Genomic DNA, 25,151 nt, shown 5'->3' with positions numbered 1-25,151 from the left:
AGTCGACCGGCCCCGGAACCGCCTCCGACGTGTAGCGTCGTGGGACCTACGACGACCGGCGCCGCGCACCGGCGCTCTCGTCGTGTGGCGTCGTCGATCGATTGCCGCTTCGTTCGAGTCGCCCGTGGTCCGTCTGTGGGGAATCATCATCGCGCCAACCAGTGCAGCACGCCGATACACGAGCAACTACTCCGACCTACTCGCCGAAGTACGCGCCGCCGGGCTGCTCGAGCGGGCATACACCTTCTACTGGATCCGCATCGTCGGCACGATCGGCGCGTTCTTCGCCGTGTGGGTGGCGTCGGCATTGCTCGGCGACTCGTGGCTGCAACTCGGCCTCGCCGTCGTACTCGCGGTCGTGAGTGCGCAGTTCGGTTTCCTGGGCCATGATGCGGCACACCGACAGATCTTCGAGTCGGCGCGCTGGAACCTGTGGTCCGCCCGCATCCTCGCGGGCGGATTCGCCGGGTTGTCGTACACGTGGTGGCAGGGCAAACACAGCAAGCACCATCGCGCGCCGAACCAGTCGGGATACGACCCGGACATCGAAGGCGGTCCGATCGCATGGGAGGGCGGCGACGCACGCGCACGGTCCGGCCTGTACCGGCTCTTCACTCGTCTACAGGGCTGGTTGTTCTTCCCCCTGCTCACGCTCGAAGGCGCAGCACTGCACGTCGCGAGCCTGCAGACGCTCACCACGGGAAAGGGACTCGCGCACCGTTACACCGAGTTCGCGCTCGTCACAGCACGATTGACGATCGGATTCGTACTGCCGTTCGTACTGATGCCCCCGCTCCTCGCGGTGGCCTTCGTCGTCGTCCACCTCGCCGTGTTCGGCGTGCTGCTCGGTGGCGCGTTCGCGCCGAACCACAAAGGGATGCCGGTAGTGGAAAAGGGCGAGCTCGGCGACTATCTCAGCAGGCAGGTGGTGGTGTCCCGGAACATCGACGGCGGGCCCGTCACCGACTTCATGATGGGCGGCCTCAACTATCAGGTCGAACACCATCTGTTCCCGAGCATGCCCCGCGCCCATCTCGCACGCGCACAGCCGTTCGTCCGCGCGCACTGCGCGCGACACGGCGTTCCGTACACACAGACTTCACTGATAACGTCCTACGGGATCGTGGTCCGCTACCTGAACCACGTCGGAATCGGTCATCGCGACCCATTCGTCTGTCCGCTCCGTACCGCGTACCGAGCGTGACCCACCCTTGTCGAGTAAGGACTGTCATGGAACAGAACCCCGAGTTCAGCTCGTCTCAGGTCGACGAACCCGTGTCCTCGGACGCGGAACACGACGACTCGGTGCGCACGCCTCCCGTCTACACCGGGTTGTTCTCCGACAACACCTGACGACAGTGCCCTGAAAACGGCGGTGCCCCGGATCGCGAACGATCCGGGGCACCGCTTTCGGCTGTTACGCGACCTCGAGGTCGAGCTCGTCACCGTCGACGTCGACGGTGATCCGACCGCCCTCGACGATCAGGTCGTCGAGCAGCATGTCCGCGATACGGTCGTCGACCACCCGCTGGATGGACCGGCGCAGCGGACGCGCACCGAACTCCGGCTGGTGACCGTGCTCGGCGATCCAGTCCACCGCAGCATCACTGAACGTGATGTCGATGCCCTTGTCGCCGAGCCGCTTACGGCTGTCCTCGAGCATGAGGTCGGTGATGCGGTGCAGCTGGTCGGTGTCGAGCTTGCGGAACATCACGATCTCGTCGATGCGGTTGAGGAACTCGGGCCGCATCGATTCGCGCAGCCGCGCCATCACTCGATCGCGCAGCGGCCGCTCGTTCGCAGCTTCGTCGCCGGTCGCGAAACCGATCGCGCCACCCTTGCTCGAGATGATGTCCGAGCCGAGGTTGCTGGTCATGATCAACACGGTGTTCTTGAAGTCGACCGTGCGTCCCTGACCGTCGGTGAGCCGACCGTCGTCGAGAACCTGCAGGAGCGTGTTGAACACGTCCGGGTGCGCCTTCTCGATCTCGTCGAGCAGGATCACCGAGTACGGATTGCGCCGCACCTGTTCGGTGAGCTGACCGGCCTCGTCGTAGCCGACATAACCCGGAGGGGCACCGACGAGCCGCGACACCGTGTGCCGTTCGCCGAACTCACTCATGTCGAAGCGCACCATCTTGTTCTCGTCGCCGAACAGCGCCGCGGCCAGAGCCTTCGCGAGCTCGGTCTTGCCGACGCCGGTCGGGCCGAGGAACAGGAAGCTGCCGATCGGGCGGTCCGGATCGCTCATGCCGACCCGCGACCGGCGCACTGCACGTGCGATCGCACGCACCGCGTCGTCCTGACCGATCACGCGACGATGCAGCTCTTCCTCGAGCGTGCGCAGCCGCGCCTTCTCCTCCTGGGTCATCTGGCTCGCGGGCACCCCCGTGGCACGGGAGACGATCTCGGCGATCATCTCGGTCGTGACCTCGGGAGTCTCCTCCGACGACGTGTCGGGCTTGCCGTCGAGGCGGCTCTGCAGCTTGGAGATGCGGTCACGCAGCTCCGACGCCTTCTCGTACGCCTCGTCCGCGACGGCCTGCTCCTTGTCCTTCTCGAGCTGCTCGAGCTGGGACTTCAGCGCGTCCGCATCCACCTTCGGCGAGCGCAGCGACAGCCGGGCACCCGCCTGGTCGATCAGGTCGATCGCCTTGTCCGGCAGGAACCGGTCGCCGATGTAGCGCGCCGACAGGTCGACGGCCGCGACGAGCGCGTCGTCGGTGTAGCGCACACCGTGGTGCTCCTCGTAGCGGCCGCGCAGCCCGGTGAGGATCGCGATCGCGTCCTCGGTCGACGGTTCGTCGACCATGACGGGCTGGAACCGGCGTTCGAGGGCCGAGTCCTTCTCGATGTACTTGCGGTACTCGTCGAGGGTCGTGGCACCCACGATGTGCAGGTCGCCGCGAGCCAGCTTGGGCTTGAGGATGTTTCCGGCATCCATCGCACCGTCCGCACCCGCGCCTGCACCAGCGATCGTGTGCATCTCGTCGATGAAGACGATCAGTTCGCCCTTGTGCGCGGTGATCTCGTCGACGAGCTTGGTGAGCCTTTCCTCGAAGTCGCCGCGATAGCGCGTACCCGACACCATCGCCGACATCTCGAGCTGCACGAGGCGCTTGCCGACGAGGCGTTCGGGAACGTCTTCGTCGACGATGCGTTGTGCGAGGCCTTCGACGACGGCGGTCTTGCCGACGCCCGCCTCACCGATGAGCACCGGGTTGTTCTTGGTGCGACGCGACAGGATCTCGACCGTCTGCTCGATCTCGAGCGCACGGCCGATCACGGGGTCGATCTCGCCGTTACGTGCGCGTTCGGTGAGGTCGACGCCGTACTTGTCGAGCGTCGGGGTTTCGCTGGTCGACGCGGGCTCGGCGGTTCCGCCCTGCACCGCCGTCTGCAGCGTCTCCGGGGTCAGGCCCTGCTCGGCGAGCAGGCGTCCCACCGGGTTCTCCTGCTCGGCGGCGAGAGCCACGAACAGATGCTCGGGGTCGATGTAGGTCGCGCCGAGCGCGCGAGCGAGCTGATGCGCCTCGAGCAGCGCGGACTTGAGTCCGGAGCTGAGAGCGGGCGCGGCGGCGAAACCGGTCGCCTGACCGCTGCTGCGCGGCAGACGCGATTCGGTCGCATCGGCGACCGCGGCCGGGTCGGCCCCAGCGCGCTGCATCAGGTTCCGTACCGGTTCCTGCTCCGCCATGACGTGGAGAACGTGCAGCGCATCGAGGTCCGAGTCGCCGCGGCCTGCGGCGAACCGCGCGGCAGCGGCCATGAGGTCCTGCGTTCCGCGGCTCATGAGCCGGCTGATGTCGATACGGCCGGGGCCCTCGGGCCCGAAGAATGCTGGCATTCCGAAGCCTCCTAGAAGTTGAGTAGGTCTGACTCAACTAACGTGCTCGGGGTTCGATCAATTCCCGAATGAATCCGGGGACCACGATTTCCCTCAACACCGCAGGTAGGCTGAGTATTCACGCGCCGTGAGGCTCGTCACGCCGAGCGACGGAACGGCCCCCACGGCGCCCACCGCGCGAGCAGGGCCCGCACCGGGCCGGTCAGGAAAAGCAGCAGTAGCGGGTAATAGGACAGCGGCGGGATCGCGACGCTCAGGACGAGCGCGACGGCCATCAGGAACGTGAGCGCCGCCGTGCTGCCGACGTCCGGGCCCGGTCGCCCCGCCGTGAGTTGCGAGTTCCGCGACGCCGCCCACGCGACGACGGTGAGCGCGGCCGCACTGGCCGTCATCGTCCCGATGTAGAGGGCCCGAGTCGCGGCCTCGTCGGAGTTCGTCGCGATCAGCGCCGACGGGAACGGCAGGAAGACGATCGTCGCGACCCACGCGAACAGCGCCCGATTGGTCAGCGGATCGTCGGCCACCACGTCGCGCACGACATGATGCTGCCCCCACCAGAACCGGAAGATGACGACGAAGCTGAGCGCGAACGCCCCCATCTCGCCGAGATGGTCGCCGAGCAACTCACGGGTCGACCCGTCGTGGTTCGACGCGAGATCGACCAACGGCAGCACGAGCAACGTGATCGCGATCGCCACGATCGCGTCGAGAAAGGTGAGATAGCGGTCGAAGGACCGGTCCCGCTCGACGGCATCCGCCATGACTGCCGATCATCGCACCACTCGACGGCGGGTATCGCGAGGATTCGGAAATCGGTCGAGCGGGTTGACGCGCAGCGGCACGATCATGCCCGCCCGCCACAGCACCGCCGCCGACGAGCGTGGCCGCACCGACCGCTCGTGACGCATACGCTCGGCGAATTCCGCCGCGAAACCCCGCCGCGGATACCGCGCGAGCGTCGCCTCGACGACGCCGGCGGGAACGTCGCCGAAGCGCGTACCCGCGACGTCGAGATGAGCCGCGTCATGCAGCAGTGCCGCCTCGTCGCTCGCGGTCGGCGTGCGCGGATCCATGTGCCGCGAGATGGCCTCGCCGACGACACCGATGCGCGCACCCTCGTCGAGCCCGCGGAGGAACTGCCCGGCGTGCGCCGCGCCGAGCGCCGCGAAACAGCCGACGCGCGGGTGGGCCTCGGCGCCGAGCGCCACATCGTGGAGCAGGCATGCGACGTACAGACTCTCCGCATCCGGACACCGCGAGTCGATGTCGGCGAAGGCGGCCGCCCACTGCCAGCACCGGAGACTGTGCGCGAGGATCGCGGGCGCAAGGACGCCCCTCGCCTCCTCGAGCGCCGCGCGCGCCAGCCGCGAGCGTGGCGCAGGCGTGAGCGGTGTGTCCGACGACGGCCTCCCGCCGCCACGACGTATCAGGCCTGGCAGACCCACGATCTGGAGAGCCGCGGCGGAGCCGGCGACGGACAGCCGTTGGGCCCTGGACAGTTCGCCGACCTTCACCGCACGAGTTCCGTTCGCGCTCGCGCGAGCAGTCGCTCGGCCGACGACTCGTCGACCAGCCCCCGCGTCCGCAGCGCCAGAATTCCGTTGACGGCGGCCCAACCCAGATAGACGCCCTCGGTGGCACCGCGATCCGCAGGATCGGCCATGTCGGCGGCCACCGATCGCAGCACCCGGTTGATGCGCTCGCGCGCGTCGCGCAGGGCGTCCGTGGGATCCGACCCGTCGACGTCCGCGAGCCCGAGGAGGCGGAACGCGAGCGGATTGTCGTGGTGGAACCGAACGTACGCGTCGAAGGCGGCGGCCGCACGATCCGCGCCCGACTTCCCTTCCACTGCACCGCGCATGCCGTCGGCGTGGTCGTCGGCGGTGCGGCACGCGAGCGCCGCGTACACGTCGGCCTTGCCTCCGGGAAAGTTCGAATACACCGAGCTGAGGGCGACGTCGGCGCGCTGGGCGAGCACCTCGACCGAGGTGGCACGGTATCCGTCACGTGCGAACAGGTCGGCGGCCGCGTCGAGCACTGCGGCGCGGGTCCGACGACGTCGCCGGTCTTTCGGAATGTCGAGACTCATGCTCTAATCATAATCACATTCCGTTTTCGTAGTCTCACTACGAAAACGGACCAGACTGTCCGAAGATCCGGAGGACCCGTGCCCGACACACTCGACGAACCACTGGATGCGACTCCCGCGTCCGGCTCGGACGCCATGCGCGCCTTCCTGCCCCACTCGCCGTTCGTCGACCGACTCGGCATCACGCTCAGCGAGATCGGCGACGACCACGCCGTACTGCGCATGCCCTACTCGCCCGAGCACACCACCGTCGGCACGATGGTCCACGGCGGTGCACTCGCGGCATGCATCGACATCGGAATCATGACCGCCGCCTGGGCGGGGCCTCGGGTGCCGGCCACGCTGCGCGGCGTCACGGTGTCGCTGTCGGTCGAATTCCTCGACCCGGCGTTCGAGGAGGACGTCGTCGTCCGTGCGCAGCGTGTGCGGCAAGGCCGGCGCCTGAGCGTGTGTTCCGTCGACCTCGAGGGTGCCACCAGCGGCAAGCTCCTCGCGAAGGCTCTCGGGACGTATCAGGTGGGCTGAGAGAGTCTCTCGCGCAAGGTCTCGTCGTCGTAGTCGCGGCGGAAGCGTCCGCGACGCTGCAGTTCCGGGACGACGTGCTCGACGAAGACCTCGAGATCGTCGGGAAGACTCGGCGGCATCAGGTTGAATCCGTCCGCGGCGCCGGAGTCGACCCACGCGATCATCTCGTCGGCGATCGACTCCGGCGTTCCGATCATCGTCGCGTGCCCACCACCCGCCGCCAGCGTGCCCAGCAACGACCGCACCGTGGGCTTCTCGCGTTCGACGATCCGCAGGACGGTCTCGTACCGGCCCTGCGGCACCGCAACCTCACGTGCGGGCGGCAACGGCGGCACCGGCGCGTCGAGCTCCCAGCCCGAACAATCCTGCCCGGTGAACATCGACAGCTGCGCGAGCGACTGCGAGGTCGGCAGCAGCGCGTCGAGTTCCGCTTTGCGACGCCGTGCCTCGGCCTCCGTCGACCCGACGTAGGTGACCAGGCCCGGCATGACCGTGAGCGCGTCCGGATCACGGCCGAGCGCACCGGCACGCCGCCGCACGTCCGCGCGGTAGGCGCGACCGGCGTCCTTGTCGTAGGCGACGGCGTAGATGCCCTCCGCGTACTGCGCGGCGAGGTCACGGCCCGGTTCCGAGGCGCCTGCCTGGAACAACACCGGCCGGCCCTGCGGCGATCTCGGCACGGTGAGCGGTCCGTCGACGCGGAAGTGTGCTCCCTCGTGGTCGATGCGCCGCACCCGCGCAGGATTCGCGTACGCCCCACCGCGGTCGAGGACCAACGCGTCCTCGTCCCACGAATCCCACAGCGCCAGTGCGACCTCTGCGAACTCGGCGGCGCGCGCATAGCGCTCGGCGTGCGCCGGCATGGCGGCCATGCCGTGGTTGCGCGCTTCGTCGTCGAACATCGACGTCACGAGGTTCCAGCCGACGCGTCCGCCGCTGATGTGGTCGAGCGAGGCGAGCATGCGCGCCGCGTGGAAGGGGGTGTGGAAGGTGCTCGACACGGTCGTGACGAGCCCGACGTGTTCGGTGGCCCGAGCCATCGCGGCGAGCGCCGTCATCGGTTCGAGGAACCACCACGACCCCGTCTCGACGTCACGCACGCTGTGCCCGTCGGCGAAGAACACCGCGTCGAGCAGCCCACGCTCGGCCGTGCGCGCGAGCTGTTCGTAGTACGCGATGTCGCCCAGCCGCTCGACGGACGAGTCCGGACGGCGCCACGCGGCACCGTGGTGCCCGCAGCCGAAGAGGAAGACGTTCAGATGCACCTGTCGACCGGTCACGCTCAGTCCTTGACGAGGCCGCCGTCGACGACCAGGTTCTGGCCCGTGACGGCACGGGCCCACGGCGACGCGAAGAACAGGATCGCGTCGGCGAACTCGTCGGGCGTCGTGACGCGGCGCAGCGGCGTGGACTCCGCGATCATGTCGAACACGGCGTCCGGGGTGGCCGCGGACGCGTCGGTGGTGCGCAACAGGCCACCGGACACCATGTTGACGGTGATGCCGTCGGGTCCGAGATCGGACGCGAACGTGCGTGTGAGCGACAGCAACGCCGCCTTCGCCGCCGTGTAGTCGTGGTACGGAACGACGGGGTACTGGAACAGATTGGTGCCGACGTTGACGATGCGACCGAACCCGATCGAGCGCATCCCGGGCAACGCCGCCTGCATGCAGTTGACCGCCCCGGCAACGCTCCCCCGCAGCTGTCTGTCGAACGCCTCCCACGCGATCTCGTCGGCTTTCGCGCGCGCATCGCCGTCGAACGAGAAGTCGACGAGCGCGTTGTTCACGACGGTCGTCACCGGACGCTCGAAATGCGCTTCGGCGTCGGCGAACAACTGCCGCACGGCCTCCGTGTCGGTGACATCCGCCTGCACCGCGAGTGCGCGATCCTCGCCCAGCGACGCCGCGAGTTCTTCGGCCGCGTCGCGGCTCTCGCGATAGTCGACCACGACGCGCGCGCCCTGCGCCGCGAATGCCCGCACGATCGCGGCGCCGAGGCCGCGTCCACCGCCGGTGACCACCACTGTCTGTTCGTCGAGACGCACTGCCCGTGTTCCTTTCTGCCGCACCTCGGTCGGGCCGAAGCGCTGTCGGCCGACGAGGGGTGTGGCAGTGGCGCGAATCCGTGCGTGCCGCGACATTCCCTTCGCCGGCATTACCCGGTTCAGGTTCGACGGGTGTTTCTCAGCCGCCGCAAGGCAGCACCCCGTGTCACTGCGGGTCAGTGTAGTCGGGCAGACACCGGCAGTGCCTCGATGCCGGCGAAGTGGGCTCGGGGCCGCAGCCGCACCCGCGCTTGCCATCCGCGCGCGAAATCGTCGACGATTCCGCGCGCGTGTGCACATTCGAGGTGCGGCTGCCGAGGAGGACTGCTCTCCTCGCGCTTACGGGTACGTGACGCCGGTGAGTTTTTCGGACAGCTCCCACAATCCGGCCGCGACGGCGGCGTCGTGCGACTTTCGGTTCGACGCGACGACCTTGGGGTAGCCGCGCATCTCGAACGGCCCACCGGGCCCGATGTAGGCGCCGCCGAACACGTCCGGCGCCGTCGCCGCGTACAACTCGGGCAGGGCACCCATGTCGGCGGACTGCGCGACCACCTTGTTGGCGAGCGGCATGAGCCGGTCCATGAAGCCTTCGGTGCGGCCCTGCAAGTTGGTCGCCGCGTAGCCGGGATGCGCCGCGAGCGCCTTGACGGCGGACCCCTTCGCTGCGAGGCGGCGCTGCAACTCGTACGTGAAGAGCAGGTTCGCGAGCTTGCTCTGCCCGTAGGCGAGCCACGAGCTGTAGCGGCGGCGCTCGAAGTTCAGGTCGTCGAGATGGATGGTTCCGAGCTGGTGCATCGCACTCGACATCGTGACGACACGATCGGAGATCCGGTCGATCAACCGCCCGGTGAGGGCCAAATGCCCGAGATGGTTGGTGCCGATCTGCATCTCGAAACCGTCTGCGGTGCGGCGCTGCGGAACCGCCATGACACCCGCATTGTTCACGAGCACGTCGACCGACTCGACCGTGTCGGCGAACGACTCGACCGACGCGAGGTCGGCGAGGTCGAGCCGACGCACGTCGGCGTTCGCGCCGATCTCGGCGGCGACCCGCTCGCCCTTCGCGGTGTCGCGCACCGCCAGGATCACGTGCGCGCCCTTGGCGCCGAGCGCGCGCGCCGCGACCGCGCCGAGCCCGCTGTTGGCACCGGTGACGACGAAGGTACGGCCGGTCTGGTCGGGGATGTCCGCTGCGGTCCAGTTGCTCATGGAGTCAGCGTACGTATCCCCGACCCCGTCCGTCAGGCCCCGATCGCGCCCTTCAACATCGGCAGCAGACCCCACAGCTGGTCCTGCCAGTAGCCCCAGCTGTGCGTGCCCTGCGCCGGGAAGTCGAAGTGCGCGGGGATACCGAGCGTGGCCAACCGGATCTCGAACGCCCGGTTCTGCGCGAGCGCGAGCGCTTCGAGGCCCATTCCGTTGGCGGTGTTGTAGTAGTCGATCGGTGCGACCGGGTGATCGTGCGCGCCCGGCAGGCCGCTACCCGCCGAGATCCACATAGGCAGACCCGCGAGTTGCGGTGCGACGACGAACGGGTCGTTACGACGCCACGCGGGATCCCACGGCGGGCCCCACATGCTGTCCGCGTTGTAGCGGCCGGCGTCGAGCATCGCGACACGGATCGCCTCCGGCATACCGGGTGCCGACAGGTTCAGGTAACCCGACAGCGAACCGGCGAACTTGAACTGGTCGCGGTGGTAGCCCGCAAGGACGAGGGCCGCGTTGCCGCCCATCGAGATGCCGACGACGCCGTTGCTGTGGCGATCGATGCCGTACGCCGCCGCGAGATGGTTGGGCAGGTTCTGCGTCAGGAAGGATTCCCACTTGTACGTGTAGGGCTGCGCGTTGAAATTGCTGGGCGCGTACCAGTCGGTGTAGAAGCTCGACTCGCCGCCGACCGGCATCACGACGTTGACTCCCTGGTCGGAGAGCCACGCGGCGTTCGTCTCGTGCTCCCACCCGCTCACGTCGTTGGTGGCGCGTAGGCCGTCGAGGAGATAGACGGCCTTGTTGCTGCCGTTGTTCGCCAGCCAGATGCGGACCTTGATCTGCCCGACACCGCCGGGCGCGGCCACCCAGTCCTCGCGGAACCGGTCGTAGGGGTGCGCCGACGCCGGTGCCGTGCCTGCCAGCACCATGGCGGCGGGCGCCACGATGACGGCGATCAGCAGATGGACCAGCAGACGAAAGCGAGTTCGTCCCGGCTTCTTCGCGGGTGCGCGCATGGGGCAAGCCTCCTGGATGAACAGTGGGCGTCGCCGCCCGGACAGCTCATCACGGTATACATCACGTGTCACTTGTCCTTCGCGCCTCGCGCGCAATCGTTACTCGACCGAAGGGCCGCCGCCCGCCCGATACGGCCCCCGTCGCGTCGTTGCGCGGCGGGGACCAGCAGAAACGGAGTCGAGTGGGGTCGCGCACGCAGAAGCCGATCCGACGCGGCCGACACGACACGCCCGACCCTCCTCGGATACCGTCGACGTCGTGCACACCGCTCCGCCTCCGCCGCGCGACGGGGTCGGTCCGTCGTGTGTGCGCCTGCCCCACTCGGGCCCGTGGGCCACGGTGCTCGACTACCTCACCGAACGATTTCCGGCGCACCGCGACTCGCTGCACACGCAGGTGGCCGCGGGAGACGTCGTCGACGCGCACGGACAGGCCGTCGACCACACCACGCCTTTCGCGGGCCACGGCCGCGTCTACGTCTACCGGCCGCTGCCGGTCGAGGTGCCGGTGCCCTTCGAACTCACAGTGCTGCACCGCGACGAGCATCTCCTCGTCGTAGACAAACCACACTTCCTCGCGACGATGCCGCGCGGCGCCCACGTCGTCGAGACCGCGCTGACGCGACTGCGCCGCCGCTTCGATCTCCCCGAACTGTCGCCCGCGCATCGGCTCGACCGGCTCACCGCTGGCGTCCTCGTCTTCACGGTGCACCGCGACGCGCGACGCCCCTACCAGACGTTGTTCGCCGAGCAGGCCGTCGAGAAGGAGTACGAAGCGCTCGCGCCGTTCCGCGACGACCTCGCGCTGCCCACGACGGTCCGCAGCCGCATCGTCAAGACGCGAGGAGTGCTGCAGGCACGCGAAGTGGCAGGCACACCGAACGCCGAGACGCACGTCGACGTCCTCGCCCGATTCGGCGACCACGCGCGCTACCGCCTTCGGCCGCGCACCGGCAGGACTCATCAACTGCGCGTGCACATGAACTCGCTCGGGCTGCCGCTCGTCGGCGATCCGTTGTATCCGGAGATCCGCGAGGTCGCACCGGACGACTTCTGCGACCCGCTGCGGCTGCTCGCACGGCGTGTGCGGTTCACCGATCCCCTCACGGGCCTGTCACGCGAGTTCGTGAGCAACTCCGCGCTCGAACCTGTCCAGGCCCCCGAACCCGTTCACCCGAACTCGTTCACTCGGGCAGGATGACCGTATGAGTTGCCGGGCGTCCGACCGCGTGCAGTCAGCACCACAGCGATTCGACGCCCACGCGGAGACCGTACTGCCCACCCTCTCCGACGTGCCGGGCACGCACGGGGCACCGCTCGTCGAACCGGTGTCCCTGTCCGAGATCTACTACGACACCGACGACCTGCGCCTCCTGCTGCACGGGTTCACGCTCCGCCGCGTCGAGAGCGACGACGACACCGGGTGGTATCTCACCGTGCCTGCCGACACCGCCGACGCACTGCCCACCGAGATCCGCTGGGACGACGCCGAGGCCGACGACGCGGGCACCCTCCCCGGCGAACTCGCCCACTATGTGCAGGGCGTGACGCACGGCGCCGCACTCACCCCCGCGGCACTGCTCACGATCGACCGCACCCGCACGCGCCTGCGCGGTCCCGACGGTGCCGTCGTCGCCGAGATCGCGTCGGACGTCGTCGTCGCGGTCGGCCCCCGCGGCACCGACGACGGGCTGGTGTGGCGCGAGATCGAGGTCCGGGAGGGCACTGTCGGCCCGCACCCCGCGCGCACCGTCGCCCGCCGGTTCGACGACGCAGGCCTGCAACGCTCGTCGTCGCCGTCCCCACTCGCGCACGCACTCTCCGGCGGTCTCGCGCCCGCACCCGATCGCACGGCGGGTCCGAGGACCGCGCGAGTGCTGTTGAGCGACTACCTGTCCCGCCAACTCGACGCGCTCACCCGGGCCGACGTCGCGGTGCGAGCCGACCCCACGGCGTCGGTGCACGACCTGCGCGTCGCGGCGCGCCGCTTCCGCAGCGCGTTGCAGGCGTACGCGCCGCGACTCGCGCTCGACACGGCGTGGCACGATCACGACGGAGCGTGGCGCAGCCTCGTCGACGAATTGCGCTGGTTCGGGCACACCCTCGGCGACGCGCGCGACGTCGAGGTGCAGCAGTCCCGCGTGCACGACCACGCGGCCGACGTCCCGGACGTCCCCGACCGGGAACAGGTCGCCGCCGCGGCCGATCGCCACTTCGCGGCCCTCCGCGACGACGCGTGGGCCGCCGTCACCGACGCGCTCACGTCGCAGCGCTATCTCACCCTGCGCGCCGACCTCGAAGGTTTCACCACCGCCCTCGCCGCCGAACCGGGCGACCGGAAGCAGCGCGGCGCACTGCGCGCGTCGCTGTGCGGGCTGGAACGCACCCTCGACACGCGCGTCCGCAAGGCGCGTCGTGCGCGCGGACGTGCCGACCGCGACGCCGCGGTCCACCGCGTCCGCAAGACCGCGAAGCGGCTGCGCTACGCGATCGAGGTGGTCGAACCGCTCGACCCGCGGCACGCCCGGCGGGCGTCGAAGAGGCTCCGGGCGTTGCAGGATGCGCTCGGCGAGTACCAGGATTCGGTCGTCGCAGCGGGTCACGTGCACGCTGCCGCCGATTCCGCCGACGACTTCCGCGACGCGTTCGGGCTCGGCATGCTGTTCGTGGACGAACTCGCGCGACAGGATCGACTCGCGCACGATCTCGCCCGGCGGTGGCGTCGCGCGCGCACCGCCACCCGCGCGGTCTCGCCCTGACGCAGCCCGCGACCACCCCTGCAGGAGAGGACGAGCGATGAGTACGACCCCCGGAAACAACACCGTCGTCGTCGGTGTCGACGGTTCGGACACCGCATTGGGCGCCGCCCGGTGGGCAGCCGCACTCGCGACGCGGTGGCGCGCGGACGTCCTGCTCTGTTACGCACTTCCGCAGGACGGGCCCCTCTACAGTCCGGCCGCGGTCATCGCCGAATCACAGTTCCTCGCGCAGGTCGCCGAGGACGGACGCGCACTGCTCGACAGCGCGCGCGAAACCCTCGCGAACGAGTTTCCGGACGTGTCCTTCGACTCGCGTTCGGTGCCCGGCCCCGCGTCCACCGGGTTGCTCGAAGCCGCCGAGCACGCCCGCATGATCGTGCTGGGACGCACCGGTGCAGGCGCGATCCGGTCCCGGTTGATCGGCTCGACCGCGCTGCACGTCGTCAACAAGGCCACGTGCCCGGTCACCGTGTGGACCGGCCCGGGCACCGGCACCACTCCGGGCACCGGCCAGGTCGTCGTCGGCGTCGACGGCGGGAAGGTGAGCGACCGCGCGGTGCACTTCGGCTTCGAGTTCGCGTCGTACTTCGACGCCGAGGTGACCGCGGTGCACGCGTGGGGCGATTCGTCGGGTCTCGGGCCGGGCGGCACCGGGATGTTCGTCGACTGGAATGTCGTCGCCGAAGAGGAGGCCGCACTGCTGTCCGAAGCCCTCTCGGGCGTCACTGCCGACTTCCCCGACGTGCCGGTCACGCGGATCAGTGAGCAGGGCCGCGCGTCCGACGTCGTGCTGGCACACGCAGGCGACGCCCAGCTCATCGTGCTCGGCACGCGGGGGCGCGGGGCGCTCGCGAGCGCGCTGCTGGGGTCCACGAGCCAGAATGTGCTGCACCACGCGACGTGTCCGGTGGCGATCGATCGGTGGACCTGAGCGCAGCCGTCAGGATCCCCAGAGCTGACCGATCGCGTACGTCACCGCCATCGCCAGCACACCACCGGTCACGACGCGCAGCACCGCCCGACCCGGCCGTGCGCCGCCCAGCAGCGCACTGATCGTCCCGGTCGCCGCGAGCGCGACGACGACCGCCACGACCGCGATCGGAATGCGCAGGTGCACCGGTGGCACGAGGATCGCGACGAGCGGAATCAAGGCGCCGACCGTGAACGACACGGCCGACGATCCCGCCGCGAGCCACGGGTTGGTGAGCTCGTCCGGGTCGATGCCGAGTTCCGCCTCGACGTGCGCCGCGAAGGCGTCGTGTTCGGTGAGTTCCTCGGCCACGCGGGTGGCCGTATCGGTGGTGAGCCCCTTCGACTCGTACAGGCCGATGAGCTCCTGCAGTTCGGCGTCCGGCTCGTCGCGCAGTTCGACGCGCTCCTTGTCGAGCAGTGCTCGTTCGGTGTCGCGCTGCGTACTGACCGACACGTACTCGCCCACCGCCATCGACACCGCGCCCGCCGCGAGCCCCGCGAAGCCCGCCGTGAACACGACGGCCGCGCTCGACCCCGCCGCCGCCACACCGACGACGAGACCCGCGGTGGACACGATGCCGTCGTTCGCGCCGAGAACGCCTGCGCGAAGCCAGTTGAGGCGCTGCGCGAGGCTACCGAGATGGGGTTCGGGCAGCGGATGCTCGCTCATCTGCACAGACTAGATCCGGACACCGGCGATACCGCAGGCATCGCGATATTCCCCGCCGGATGCGCGATATCGCCTGTCGACGGCGGTGCTGCTGGTTCAATGAGCCCTGATGAGCACGGACAACTCGCAGCGCCCGCCCCGCTCACCCATGAGGCGCAGCCTGCGCTGGATCGCGGGGGGCGTGCTGATCGTCGTGCTCGTCGTCGAGATCGTGCTGATCTGGCCCGAGTTCTCGCAGAGCGTGCGCAGCCTCGGTGACATCCGATGGGGTTGGCTCGTCGCGGCCGTCGCGGCGTCCTTCGTGTCGATGGCCAGCTTCGCGAGCGTGCAGCGCACGCTGCTGCGCGTCGCCGACGTCGTGGTGCGGCAGCGGCAGTCTCTCGCGGTCGCGCTGGCCGCGAACTCGATGAGCGTCACACTCCCCGGCGGCCCGCTCGTCGCCACCACCTTCACCTACCGCGCGACCCGCAAATGGGGCGCGACGCCGGTCGTCGCGAGCTGGCAACTCGTGATGGCGGGCGCGCTGCAGGCGATCGGGCTCGCCGTCATCGGTGTCGGCGGTGCACTGCTCGTCGGGGCGAGCAGCAACCCGTTCTCACTGCTGTTCAGTGCCGCCGGGTTGTTCGTGTTCGCGGTCGTCGCGCAGTACGCCGCGTCGCGGCCCGGCGCGCTCGAAGGCGTCGGCGTGACGGCGCTGCGCATGGTCAACCGCGTGCGCAAGAAGGACCCCGAGCACGGCGTCGCCCGCTGGTCCCGCATCGTCGACCAAATCGGTGCGGTGCGCATGACGCGCGGCGACAGCGCACGCTCGCTCGGCTGGTCCCTGCTCAATTGGCTCAGCGACGCGGCGTGCCTCGCGTTCGCGTGCTATGCGATCGGCGGCTTCCCCAGCATCGCCGGGCTCGCGGTCGCGTATGCGGCGGGCAATGCCGCCAAGTCGGCGATCCCGCTACTGCCCGCGGGCCTGGGCGTGATGGACGCAGTGCTCGTGCCCGCACTCACCGCGGCGGGCCTGACCGGCGCGCAGGCGGTGTCCGCGGTGGTCGTCTACCGGCTCGTCAGCTTCCTGCTCGTCGCGGCAGTGGGCTGGATCGTCTTCGCGTTCCGGTTCCGCGGCAAGGTGCACGACGACACCGACGACGTCGACCTCGAGAACCTGTGGCGAGAGTGAGCGCTCAGCCGCCGCGCTGCTCGTCGAGCTTCGCGAATACGAGGCGCACGGTCGTGGCGAGATGCTCGTCCATCGCCTCGACCGTCATACGGCCCGCGACCCACGACACGAGCGACGACATCCAGACGTCACCCACGACGCGCAGCGCGTTGACCAGACCCGGGTCCGGATCGCTCGTCCCGACCGCGCGTGTGAACATCTCCGCCATCAGCACGTTGACGGCATCGAGTTCGGCAGCCGCGGACGCGTCGGCGAACATGTAGGCGCGCATGAGCGCTTCGTAGCGCGCGTGGTCCTTTTCGAGCAGCCGGTTGTTGCGGTCGAGCACGTACATGAGCCGTTCGGCAGGGGTGTCCCCCGGCGCGACCCCCGATTCGAGCCGTTTCCGCAGACCCTCGAATGCGAGCAGCATTCCGACGACGAGCAGATGATTCTTCGACGGGAAGTAGCGGTACACGGTGCCGAGCGCGACGTCCGCCCGCTCGGCGACCTCCCGCATCTGCACGGCGTCGTAGCCGCCTTCGGACGCGAGTTCCATCGCCGCGGCGACTATGCGGCGGTACCGTTCGCGCTGCGACGGCCGCGCGTCGCGTGCCGGCAGCAGCCCCTCGCGGATGAGCGCCACGAGCGGATTCCGCGTTCCCGTCGCGAGGTCGGGTGTGTGCTGCTCGGGAGTACTGCTCATGACCGCGACTATATCGGGGCGGAGCATGCGGCTGCGCTGGTCACGGTGCAGCGGGCGCGGACCCGGCCCCGGGAACGCACTCGGCGCCCGAGTCGATGACTCGGGCGCCGATATACGAGAACTGGTGGCCAGGGCCGGGATCGAACCGGCGACCTTCCGCTTTTCAGGCGGACGCTCGTACCAACTGAGCTACCTGGCCGGACGGCACCCGAACCGAATGCCTCGCGCATGGTGTCCGATACGGACACACTTGCGACCCTGACGGGACTCGAACCCGCGACCTCCGCCGTGACAGGGCGGCGCGCTAACCAACTGCGCCACAGGGCCTTGCTGTGTACTGCGATCTTGCTGTGTAGAACGATACTGCATCGCGGTGCGCCGACCGAAATCGACTGCCGCGCGCTCGCGGCCGGAGCCACTCGCATGCCTCTCTGACGAGAAACGTACCCCCTACGGGATTCGAACCCGCGCTACCGCCTTGAAAGGGCGGCGTCCTAGGCCGCTAGACGAAGGGGGCCCGCCGGATTTCTCCGAACCAGTACCTCAACGGCATTCCGTTGGGAGCTCCGATAGCTTAGGACACCTCGGTCACGATTCCCAAATCGGCAGGTCAGATCAGCTTTCCGGGGCCGCGGACAGGTCCGGCCAGCCGGTGCGCCGATGACGCTCGAGCCACTGCTCGCTCGCGATTCCCGCGAGCACGACGTCGAGCGATTCGGCGAACCGCGCCGGGAGGTCGGCATCGGATCCTGTCATGTCGACCAGGAACCGCTGCCCCGCGAGCGCTCCGGCGAGGACACGGGTGAACACGTGCGGATCGGCACCCTCCCGTACGAGCCCCTCGTCCACTGCGCGCATGACGAGTTCGTAGGCTGCACGACCCCATACCTGCGCACCACCCGACCGAACGTCGTCGTAGAACTCGGGCTCGACGATCAGCCGGAACTCGGCCCGCACGACAGCGTCGGACTCGAACAGTCGCGCAAGATCGACGAGCAGACCGTGCAGCAGCTCGAACGGGTCGGCGTCGCCGCGCGACGACCACCCCGACGTCAACTCGACGAACCGGTCGCGCCCCGCGTCGAGAACGGCGCGGGCCAGCGCCTCCTTCGACGCGAAGTGGAAGTACATCGCACCCTTCGTGGCGCCGGACCCCTCGAGGATCGCGTTCACCGACGCGGCGGTGTAGCCGCGTCGCGCGAACTCGTGCGCTGCCGACTCGACGATCGCGGCGCGGGTGCGTCGGGCACGTTCTTGCTGGAGTGGCGCCGGATCGGCACCGTCGGTGTTCCGGCTACGACTGCGGGGCATCTGGGTATCTCCATCGACGGGAACCGGGGTCTCCATCCTCTCGCACGAGAGGGCACGCGAGCGGCTCCGGACTGCGCGGCGCTGTCACCGAATGGTGCCATCACCTGGATGTTCTCATCATGCCGACGTCCCGACTTCGCAGAAAACACACCGACTGGTACTGTTTGTCGCGGCTCGGGTGCGCTGCAGGGGGTGTGCACCCGAGCCGACTGCTGTGCGGGGGATGTCACCACCATGTGGGTGAACTACTTCCGGGCCGACCTGCACCGACGGGCGCCGTCGCACCACGGCGGACCAGCCGGCCGACGTACGACGCGGCGGACGAGATGGTGCCCCCAGTAGGGCTCGAACCTACGACCTGCGGATTAAAAGTCCGTAGCTCTACCAACTGAGCTATAGGGGCGTGCCGCCAGAGTGTAACCGCACGCACCGGCCCGTCACACGGCCACCCGCCGATGTCTCGGACGGGCCCGCACGCGGCGACGATCACCGACGGCCGGTGAAGATCCATAAGTGGTTCGGTGCCTTTTTGGGCATCCCGACCAAGACGCCGCGTACGGCCCCGCAGCCATTGCGCCGCCGGCGAGCGACCGCCCATAATCGGACGCTGGTTCGCGTGCCGACCGGAGGGCCGCGCCCGCGGACCACCGCCACCGAAGCACAGACCGCGCGGTACGAACCGGCCAGTACACTTCACTCGAGGCTCCTGGTTCCGTCACGCTGTTCGGTAAGGACCCGACGGTCGTGGCATGTAACGGCCGGCGGTCCGGACTCGACAACTGCGGAGCGCGTGCTTACGCACCGCCCGCCGACACTCCCTCCACGACGAGGGCGACGAACATCAACCTACGGTGCCGTAGGCTGGGCCACAGACCGATTCGCATGGAGGCATAGGAATGGCGAGGGATCTCACCCAACTCGAGCTGCTGCAAGAGCTGGCGCCGGTTGCCGAGGACAACGTCAACCGCCATCTCTCGATGGCCAAGGAGTGGCACCCCCACGATTACGTCCCGTGGGACGAGGGTCGCAACTTCGCCGCACTCGGCGGTGTCGACTGGGACATCGAACAGTCGCAACTCGACGAGGTCGCGCGGGCTGCGATGATCACCAACCTCCTCACCGAGGACAACCTGCCGTCCTACCACCGCGAGATCGCCGAGAACTTCTCGCAGGACGGCGCGTGGGGCACGTGGGTCGGCCGCTGGACCGCCGAGGAGAACCGCCACGGCATCGTCATGCGCGACTACCTCGTCGTCACCCGCGCTGTCGACCCCGTGCAGCTCGAACGCTTCCGCATGGAGCACATGACCAACGGCTTCGCGTCGCCTGCCGACGTCATGGCGTCGCAGGCGGGATTCCTGTACTCGGTCGCCTACGTCACCTTCCAGGAACTCGCGACACGCGTGAGCCACCGGAACACCGGGAAGGTGTGCAAGGACCCGATCGCCGACCGCATGCTGCAGCGCATCGCGGCGGACGAGAACCTGCACATGATCTTCTACCGCAACATGTGCGGCGCCGCCCTCGATCTCGCCCCCGACCAGGCGCTCGAGGCAGTCACCACGATTCTCGAGAACTTCGAGATGCCCGGTGCGGGCATGCCGAACTTCCGCCGCAACGGTGTCCTGATGGCCAAGAACGGCATCTACGACCTGCGTCAGCATCTCGAAGAGGTCGTCCAGCCGGTGCTGCGCAAGTGGAACATCTTCGACCGCACCGACTTCACGGCTCGTGGCGAGGCCGCGCGCGAACGTCTCGCGGCGCACCTCGAAGAGCTCGAGCGTCAGGCCGCGAAGTTCGAGGAGCAGCGCGACCGCATGCTCGCCCGCGAAGCGAAGAAGCGCGAACAAGCCGCCGCGAAGGCGTCCGCCTGACGCGTTGCCGCGTCACGCCGAGCCGAGGCTCGGCTCCGCGCCGTACGATTGTGCCCGGTACCGGTGTTCCGGTACCGGGCACGATTGCTGTCCGGTACCGGGCACGATCACACCGTCGACCGTCCCCACCAGCAGTGTCCGCACCACCAGTAAGTTCCGAGGTCCCCCCATGCCCGCGCTCCGCATCGGCTCGCTCGAACTCGCGAGCCCCGTCGTCCTCGCTCCCATGGCGGGCGTCACGAATGTGGCGTTCCGCACGTTGTGCCGCGAGCTCGAGATCGCGCGTGCGGGCAGCACGTCCGGGCTGTACGTGTGCGAGATGGTCACGGCGCGGGCGCTCGTCGAACGCCACCCCGCGACGCTCCACATGACCGCCTTCGGGCCCGACGAGAACCCGCGGTCGCTGCAGCTCTACACCGTCGACCCGGACACGACGTACGCCGCGGCGAAGATGATCGTCGACGAGAACCTGGCCGACCACATCGACATGAACTTCGGCTGCCCCGTCCCCAAGGTCACCCGCAAGGGCGGCGGTTCGGCGTTGCCGTACAAGCGGCGCCTGTTCGGGCAGATCGTCGCCGCCGCGGTGCGCGCCACCGAAGGCACCGACGTGCCGGTCACGGTCAAGATGCGCATCGGCATCGACGACGAGCACCACACGCACCTCGATGCCGGCCGCATCGCGGCGGCCGAGGGGGCTGCGGCCGTGGCGCTGCACGCGCGCACCGCGGCGCAGCGGTACTCAGGCGAAGCCGACTGGAGCGAGATCGCGCGCCTCAAAGACCACGTCACCGACGTCCCGGTGCTGGGCAACGGCGACATCTTCGACGCCGCCGACGCCCAGCGGATGATGGCCGCCACCGGCTGCGACGGCGTCGTCGTCGGCCGCGGCTGCCTCGGGCGGCCGTGGCTGTTCGCGGAGCTCAGCGCCGCGCTGAACGGCCGCGAGATCCCCACTCCCCCCACATTGGGCGAGGTCACCGCCGTCATCCGCAGACACGCCGAACTGCTCGCCGCACACCACGGCGAAGACAAGGGCATGCGTGAGCTGCGCAAACACGTCGCGTGGTACCTGCGCGGGTTCCCGGCCGGGTCCGAACTGCGCTCGTCGATGGCTCTGGTGAGCAACCTCACCGAGCTCGACGGACTACTCGCAACGCTCGACCCCACCGTGCCGTTCCCGAAGGACGCCGAGGGGCCACGCGGACGGCAGGGCTCACCTGGCACGGTCGCCTTGCCCGAGGGCTGGCTCGACGACCCCGAGGACACCCTCGTGCCGGTCGGAGCCGACGCGATGCACTCCGGTGGTTGATCGGACGAACCGGACACCGCAGAGTGCCGATCGAGTGGAAGACCGCCCCGGGATCAGTAGTATGGCGTCGATCCGCCGTCGGGGCGGTGTTTTCACTGGCGGAAAGAGCAGGGTTGAGTAGTGGGTGACGATCACGGCGAGGAGCCGCTCGCGCCCGAAGCTCGCGCCCCGTGGGAGCGTCCGCTCGCCGACAGCACCTACCGCGAGCGCGCCCGCATGCGCCTCGGCCGCGAACCGGCGCGCCGCGACGCCCCGCCGCCGCCTCCGGCAGCCCCGTCGTCTCCCCCACCTCCCCCGCCGGCCTCGCCTCCCCCGCCCACCGAGGGCGCGCCGGGAGAGGGCTTCGATCCCGAGCGCACCGAGGTCATCGCGCCGGTCGTCGACGAGCCGCCGATCTCCACGCCGCCCACCGCGACGCCCGAAGCCGTCGGCGACACCGGGCTCACGCGCCTCGCGCTCAACCGCAACCGGCGGCGCAAGCGGCTGCGTGTCGCCGGACGCGTCACGGTCGCGCTGGTCGCGGTGCTCGCGTTCGCGTCCACCGGGGTGGTGTGGGGCTTCGTCCGCAACACCGAGAACAGCTTCGCGCGGGTCGACGCGCTCGACACCGAGTCCGACGACATCGTCGACGCCGGCGGTCAGCTGGGCGACGAGAACTATCTGATCGTCGGCACCGACACGCGGGCAGGCGCGAGCGGCCAGCTCGGTGCGGGCACGATCGACGACGCGGAAGGCGCGCGGTCGGACACCGTCATGCTCGTGCACATCCCCGCCGACCGCAGCCGCGTCGTCGCGGTGTCGTTCCCCCGCGACCTCGACGTCGAACGCCCCGAGTGCAACGGCTGGGACAACGGCGCGGGCGCGTACACCGACGAGGTCTACGACGGCGCGTACGGCGACAAGCTCAACGCGACCTACGCGCTCGGCGGCCCGATGTGTCTGGTGAAAGTGGTCCAGCGCATCTCGGGGCTGAAGATCAACCACTTCGTGGGCATGGACTTCGCGGGCTTCGAGACGATGGTCAACGAGATCGGCGGTGTCGAGGTGTGCACGACGTCGCCGCTCGAAGACGACCTGCTCGGCCCGATCCTGCCGGTCGCCGGCAGGCAGATGCTGGACGGCCACACCGCGCTGAACTACGTGCGCGCACGACATGTCGAATCCGAGGGCAACGGCGACTACGGCCGCATCACCCGTCAGCAGAAGTTCCTGTCGGCGCTGCTGCGCGGTGCCCTGTCCAACCAGGTGCTGCTCAATCCGGGCAAACTCAACGGCTTCGTCAATGCGTTCACCCGCGAGACGTTCGTCGAGAACATCGACACCCGCTCGCTCATCACGCTCGGTCGGTCTCTCCAGAACGTCGACGCGGGCGCGGTCACGTTCATCACGGTGCCCACCTCGGGCACGAACGACTGGGGCAACGAGGTGCCCCGCAAGGACGACATCCAAGCGATCTTCCGCGCGGTCATCGACGACGCGCCGCTACCGGGCGAAGAACGCTCCGCACCGGTACCCACTCCCGAGGCACCGCCCGCGCCTCCCGCGCCCGCCCAGGTGCAGGCGCTCGATCCGCGTGAGGTGTCGGTCGAGGTGTCCAACGCCTCGGGCGTGTCCGGTGCCGCCGCCACCGCAGCCGACACGCTCGCGGTGTACGGCTTCCAGATCGTCAGTGTCGGCAACTACACCGAGACCAGCACCGACACCCTGGTGCGCTTCTCCCCCGGCTACGAGGCCGAGGCCGCGACACTCGCGTCGTCGATGCCCGGCGCGGTGCTCGAGTCGGTGCCGGGACTCGGCTCGACGGTCGAACTCGTGCTCGGGTCGTCCACGTCGGCCGACGTCGTGACGCCCGCGGGTGAGGGCACCGAGCTCGACGCCACGCCGTCGCGCTTCGACGAGGCAGAGGCCGCGGAGATCCCGGCGGACCTCGCCGTCGTCAACGCGGGCGACGCCACCTGCAGCTGAGCGCGGGCGAGTCCACTCGCGCAGTTCACCCGGCGTTCACCGTGCGCTCGTGACTTGTATTCCGGACTTCCGTAGGCTCGTTTGTCATGCGCGTGGCATACAACGACAAGATGACCGAGCTGGCAGACCTGCTCGGTGAGATGGCGGGGCTCGCGGGCCTCGCGATGGAGAAGGCGACGCAAGCGCTCCTCCAAGCCGACCTCACTCTCGCGGAAGAGGTCATCAGTGAGCACGACCGTATCGGCGAGCTCAGCGTGATCGCCGAGGAGCGGGCGTTCGCGCTCCTCGCACTGCAGGCTCCCGTCGCGGGTGATCTGCGCTCGGTGGTCAGCGGGATCCAGATGGTGGCCGACATCGATCGCATGGGCGCGCTCGCGCTGCACGTCGCGAAGATCTGCCGGCGCCGCCACCCCAATCACGTCCTGCCCGAAGAGGTCAACGGCTACTTCTCGGAGATGGGCCGCATCGCGGTGTCGATCGGCGCGGCCGCCAAGCTCGTTCTCGAGACGCGCGACCCCGAACGTGCCGCCCGGCTGCGCGAAGAGGACGAGGCGATGGACGACCTGCACCGGCACCTGTTCACGGTGCTGATGGACCGCGAGTGGAAGCACGGCGTCGCCGCGGCCGTCGACATCACGCTGCTCGGGCGCTTCTACGAGCGTTTCGCCGACCACGCGGTCGAGGTGGGCAGGCGGGTCATCTTCCTCGTCACCGGCAAGCTTCCGGACGACGACGTGCCCACCGAAGCCGACCAGCTCACGACGTACCCCGACGAGAGCTGACCGGCAGGCGCGCACGCGCCGCGAAGCCATACGCACGACGACGGCGTTCGCTCCGATCGGAGCGAACGCCGTCGTCGTGGTCGGGGTGGCGGAGACTCAGCCGAAGCGACCCGAGATGTAGTCCTCGGTGGCCTTCTGCGACGGGTTGGAGAAGATCTTCTCGGTGTCGTCGATCTCGACGAGCCGGCCCGGCTTGCCGGTGGCCTCGAGGTTGAAGAACGCGGTCTGGTCGCTCACGCGCGCAGCCTGCTGCATGTTGTGCGTGACGATCACGATCGTGTAGTCCTGCTTGAGCTCGGTGATGAGGTCCTCGATCGCGAGCGTCGAGATCGGGTCGAGGGCCGAGCACGGCTCGTCCATGAGCAGCACGTCGGGCTTGACCGCGATGGCGCGCGCGATGCACAGACGCTGCTGCTGACCACCCGACAGACCGCCGCCGGGCTTGTCGAGCCGATCCTTGACCTCGTTCCACAGGTTCGCGCCGCGCAGCGACCGCTCGGCGACCTCGTCGAGCGACTTCTTGTTGCGTTCGCCCTGCAGTTTGAGGCCGGCGACGACGTTGTCGCGGATCGACATCGTGGGGAACGGATTGGCCCGCTGGAACACCATGCCGATGGTCTTGCGGACACCGACCGGGTCGACACCCGAGCCGTAGATGTCCTCGCCGTCGAGCATGATCGAGCCGTCGACGCTCGCACCGGGCGTGACCTCGTGCATGCGGTTGATCGTGCGCAGCACAGTCGACTTGCCGCAGCCCGAGGGACCGATGAACGCGGTGACATTGCGGGGCGGCACAGACAGCGACACGTCGGAGACCGCGTGGAACTTGCCGTAGAAGATGTTGACGTCCTTGAGATCCAGACGCTTGGCCATTTACCGGCTCCCTAACTGGTGTGTCTTCGAGTATGCGTGCG

At 69.1% G+C, this 25,151-nt stretch carries 23 protein-coding genes, 4 tRNA genes and 1 riboswitch; of the genes, 11 read left to right on the top strand and 16 right to left on the bottom strand.

All coding sequences use genetic code 11. The annotated features are described in order from the left end of the window. Nucleotides 1-124: 124 nt before the first annotated feature. A complete protein-coding gene (locus tag HCA44_RS06315) occupies nucleotides 125-1,204 on the top strand; it encodes an acyl-CoA desaturase (RefSeq protein WP_346764601.1) in 1,080 nt (359 codons plus the stop codon). Between the two features lie 26 nt (nucleotides 1,205-1,230). Beyond that, complete coding sequence (locus HCA44_RS21160; protein WP_277350761.1) at nucleotides 1,231-1,353, top strand: hypothetical protein; 123 nt, start codon at nucleotides 1,231-1,233, stop codon at nucleotides 1,351-1,353. Between the two features lie 64 nt (nucleotides 1,354-1,417). On the opposite strand, the gene HCA44_RS06310 is transcribed toward HCA44_RS21160, so the two are convergent. The 4 genes from HCA44_RS06310 to HCA44_RS06295 all read right to left on the bottom strand — a co-directional run bounded on the left by HCA44_RS06310 (nucleotide 1,418) and on the right by HCA44_RS06295 (nucleotide 5,936). Next, complete coding sequence (locus HCA44_RS06310) at nucleotides 1,418-3,847, bottom strand: ATP-dependent Clp protease ATP-binding subunit (protein ID WP_169647662.1); 2,430 nt, start codon at nucleotides 3,845-3,847, stop codon at nucleotides 1,418-1,420. A gap of 137 nt (nucleotides 3,848-3,984) precedes the next feature. Further along, nucleotides 3,985-4,608 (bottom strand): TMEM175 family protein, encoded by a 624-nt coding sequence (locus HCA44_RS06305; RefSeq protein ID WP_169647661.1) that lies wholly within the window; start codon nucleotides 4,606-4,608, stop codon nucleotides 3,985-3,987. 9 nt (nucleotides 4,609-4,617) lie between these two features. After that, nucleotides 4,618-5,361 (bottom strand): phosphohydrolase, encoded by a 744-nt coding sequence (locus HCA44_RS06300; RefSeq protein ID WP_169647660.1) that lies wholly within the window; start codon nucleotides 5,359-5,361, stop codon nucleotides 4,618-4,620. Beyond that, entirely contained in the window at nucleotides 5,358-5,936 is a 579-nt protein-coding gene (locus tag HCA44_RS06295; protein ID WP_169647659.1) for a TetR/AcrR family transcriptional regulator, read from the bottom strand. The genes HCA44_RS06300 and HCA44_RS06295 overlap by 4 nt, the downstream gene beginning before the upstream one ends. 78 nt (nucleotides 5,937-6,014) lie before the next feature. On the opposite strand from HCA44_RS06295, the gene HCA44_RS06290 reads away from it, so the two are divergent. Next, nucleotides 6,015-6,461, top strand: a complete 447-nt coding sequence (locus tag HCA44_RS06290; protein WP_346764600.1) for a PaaI family thioesterase — start codon at nucleotides 6,015-6,017, stop codon at nucleotides 6,459-6,461. Here HCA44_RS06290 and HCA44_RS06285 read toward each other — a convergent pair. The 4 genes from HCA44_RS06285 to HCA44_RS06270 all read right to left on the bottom strand — a co-directional run bounded on the left by HCA44_RS06285 (nucleotide 6,449) and on the right by HCA44_RS06270 (nucleotide 10,736). Next, nucleotides 6,449-7,741 (bottom strand): LLM class flavin-dependent oxidoreductase, encoded by a 1,293-nt coding sequence (locus HCA44_RS06285; protein WP_169647658.1) that lies wholly within the window; start codon nucleotides 7,739-7,741, stop codon nucleotides 6,449-6,451. The two genes, HCA44_RS06290 and HCA44_RS06285, sit on opposite strands and share 13 nt — an antisense overlap. A 2-nt stretch (nucleotides 7,742-7,743) precedes the next feature. Further along, nucleotides 7,744-8,508, bottom strand: a complete 765-nt coding sequence (locus tag HCA44_RS06280) for a 3-oxoacyl-ACP reductase (protein WP_346764599.1) — start codon at nucleotides 8,506-8,508, stop codon at nucleotides 7,744-7,746. Nucleotides 8,509-8,586: 78 nt separating this feature from the next. After that, nucleotides 8,587-8,682, bottom strand: a riboswitch (TPP riboswitch). A gap of 165 nt (nucleotides 8,683-8,847) precedes the next feature. Beyond that, nucleotides 8,848-9,720 carry an oxidoreductase gene (locus HCA44_RS06275; protein WP_169647656.1) on the bottom strand — a complete coding sequence of 291 codons (873 nt, stop codon included), beginning with the start codon at nucleotides 9,718-9,720 and terminating at the stop codon, nucleotides 8,848-8,850. 32 nt (nucleotides 9,721-9,752) lie between these two features. Further along, nucleotides 9,753-10,736, bottom strand: coding sequence for an alpha/beta hydrolase family protein (locus tag HCA44_RS06270; RefSeq protein ID WP_169647655.1), 984 nt, complete (start codon nucleotides 10,734-10,736; stop codon nucleotides 9,753-9,755). Between the two features lie 259 nt (nucleotides 10,737-10,995). Here HCA44_RS06270 and HCA44_RS06265 point away from each other — a divergent pair, with 259 nt between their 5' ends. From HCA44_RS06265 to HCA44_RS06255, 3 genes are all read left to right on the top strand, one after another. After that, nucleotides 10,996-11,937, top strand: a complete 942-nt coding sequence (locus HCA44_RS06265) for a pseudouridine synthase (RefSeq protein WP_169647654.1) — start codon at nucleotides 10,996-10,998, stop codon at nucleotides 11,935-11,937. Nucleotides 11,938-12,028: 91 nt separating this feature from the next. Continuing rightward, a complete protein-coding gene (locus HCA44_RS06260; protein WP_169647653.1) occupies nucleotides 12,029-13,495 on the top strand; it encodes a CYTH and CHAD domain-containing protein in 1,467 nt (488 codons plus the stop codon). 37 nt (nucleotides 13,496-13,532) lie between these two features. Next, nucleotides 13,533-14,426 (top strand): universal stress protein, encoded by an 894-nt coding sequence (locus HCA44_RS06255; protein ID WP_169647652.1) that lies wholly within the window; start codon nucleotides 13,533-13,535, stop codon nucleotides 14,424-14,426. Between the two features lie 9 nt (nucleotides 14,427-14,435). Here HCA44_RS06255 and HCA44_RS06250 read toward each other — a convergent pair whose 3' ends face one another. Next, entirely contained in the window at nucleotides 14,436-15,137 is a 702-nt protein-coding gene (locus tag HCA44_RS06250) for a VIT family protein (RefSeq protein ID WP_169647651.1), read from the bottom strand. A 109-nt stretch (nucleotides 15,138-15,246) separates the two neighbouring features. Here HCA44_RS06250 and HCA44_RS06245 point away from each other — a divergent pair, with 109 nt between their 5' ends. Beyond that, nucleotides 15,247-16,308, top strand: a complete 1,062-nt coding sequence (locus HCA44_RS06245) for a YbhN family protein (protein ID WP_169647650.1) — start codon at nucleotides 15,247-15,249, stop codon at nucleotides 16,306-16,308. Between the two features lie 4 nt (nucleotides 16,309-16,312). Here HCA44_RS06245 and HCA44_RS06240 read toward each other — a convergent pair whose 3' ends face one another. From HCA44_RS06240 to HCA44_RS06215, 6 genes are all read right to left on the bottom strand, one after another. Then, complete coding sequence (locus HCA44_RS06240; RefSeq protein ID WP_169647649.1) at nucleotides 16,313-16,993, bottom strand: TetR family transcriptional regulator; 681 nt, start codon at nucleotides 16,991-16,993, stop codon at nucleotides 16,313-16,315. Between the two features lie 122 nt (nucleotides 16,994-17,115). Then, nucleotides 17,116-17,192, bottom strand: a tRNA-Phe gene (locus HCA44_RS06235). Between the two features lie 54 nt (nucleotides 17,193-17,246). Beyond that, nucleotides 17,247-17,320, bottom strand: a tRNA-Asp gene (locus HCA44_RS06230). Between the two features lie 117 nt (nucleotides 17,321-17,437). Further along, nucleotides 17,438-17,510, bottom strand: a tRNA-Glu gene (locus tag HCA44_RS06225). Between the two features lie 98 nt (nucleotides 17,511-17,608). Further along, the gene (locus HCA44_RS06220) at nucleotides 17,609-18,304 is read right to left on the bottom strand and encodes a TetR/AcrR family transcriptional regulator (RefSeq protein WP_169647648.1); all 696 of its coding nucleotides are present in this window, start codon (nucleotides 18,302-18,304) and stop codon (nucleotides 17,609-17,611) included. Nucleotides 18,305-18,631: 327 nt separating this feature from the next. Then, a tRNA-Lys gene (locus HCA44_RS06215) sits at nucleotides 18,632-18,707 on the bottom strand. Between the two features lie 493 nt (nucleotides 18,708-19,200). On the opposite strand from HCA44_RS06215, the gene HCA44_RS06210 reads away from it, so the two are divergent. The 4 genes from HCA44_RS06210 (at nucleotide 19,201) to phoU (ending at nucleotide 24,237) form a co-directional block, all read left to right on the top strand. Next, nucleotides 19,201-20,178 (top strand): acyl-ACP desaturase, encoded by a 978-nt coding sequence (locus HCA44_RS06210; protein WP_169647647.1) that lies wholly within the window; start codon nucleotides 19,201-19,203, stop codon nucleotides 20,176-20,178. 169 nt (nucleotides 20,179-20,347) lie between these two features. Then, on the top strand, nucleotides 20,348-21,490 hold the full coding sequence (gene dusB, locus HCA44_RS06205) for a tRNA dihydrouridine synthase DusB (protein ID WP_169647646.1): 1,143 nt from the start codon (nucleotides 20,348-20,350) through the stop codon (nucleotides 21,488-21,490). A gap of 120 nt (nucleotides 21,491-21,610) precedes the next feature. Continuing rightward, nucleotides 21,611-23,455, top strand: coding sequence for an LCP family protein (locus HCA44_RS06200; protein ID WP_169647645.1), 1,845 nt, complete (start codon nucleotides 21,611-21,613; stop codon nucleotides 23,453-23,455). An 86-nt stretch (nucleotides 23,456-23,541) separates the two neighbouring features. Beyond that, a complete protein-coding gene (gene phoU / locus HCA44_RS06195; RefSeq protein WP_169647644.1) occupies nucleotides 23,542-24,237 on the top strand; it encodes a phosphate signaling complex protein PhoU in 696 nt (231 codons plus the stop codon). Nucleotides 24,238-24,333: 96 nt separating this feature from the next. On the opposite strand, the gene pstB is transcribed toward phoU, so the two are convergent. Then, entirely contained in the window at nucleotides 24,334-25,110 is a 777-nt protein-coding gene (gene pstB / locus HCA44_RS06190; RefSeq protein WP_169647643.1) for a phosphate ABC transporter ATP-binding protein PstB, read from the bottom strand. Nucleotides 25,111-25,151 lie beyond the last annotated feature (41 nt).

It is taken from the genome of Rhodococcus sp. HNM0569 (genome assembly GCF_012726205.1).
Taxonomy (GTDB): Bacteria; Actinomycetota; Actinomycetes; order Mycobacteriales; family Mycobacteriaceae; genus Rhodococcus_F.
This window is presented reverse-complemented; position numbering and strand designations above follow the sequence as displayed.